This is a genomic window from Corynebacterium sp. UMB8791 (genome assembly GCF_054166365.1).
The window spans coordinates 1-313 of the sequence record NZ_JBSZCG010000079.1 but is presented as its reverse complement, the minus strand read 5'-3'; the positions used below and the strand labels follow the sequence as shown (position 1 = coordinate 313).

Below are 313 nucleotides of genomic sequence, written 5' to 3'. Positions count from 1 at the left end.
ACCTGGAAGGACGGCACGTTGATCTTCTTACCGTTAACGGTGAAGTGGCCGTGGGAAACCAGCTGACGAGCCTGGCGACGGGTACGTGCCAGACCAGCGCGGTAGACAACGTTGTCGAGACGCGACTCCAGCAGGACGACGAGGTTATCGCCAGTCTTGCCCGGACGACGGTGAGCCTCGGCGTAGTAGCGACGGAACTGCTTCTCCATCACGCCGTAGGTGAAACGTGCCTTCTGCTTCTCCTGGAGCTGGAGCAGGTACTCCGACTCCTTGATACGAGCGCGGCCAGCCTGCCCCGGAGGGTAGGGACGAC

Annotated in this window: 1 protein-coding gene; it reads right to left on the bottom strand. The window is 62.0% G+C overall.

All coding sequences use genetic code 11. The features are described 5' to 3' along the window. The coding region (gene rpsD, locus ACXIUA_RS02135; RefSeq protein WP_457975980.1) for a 30S ribosomal protein S4 at window positions 1-313 on the bottom strand (313 nt) is incomplete at both ends.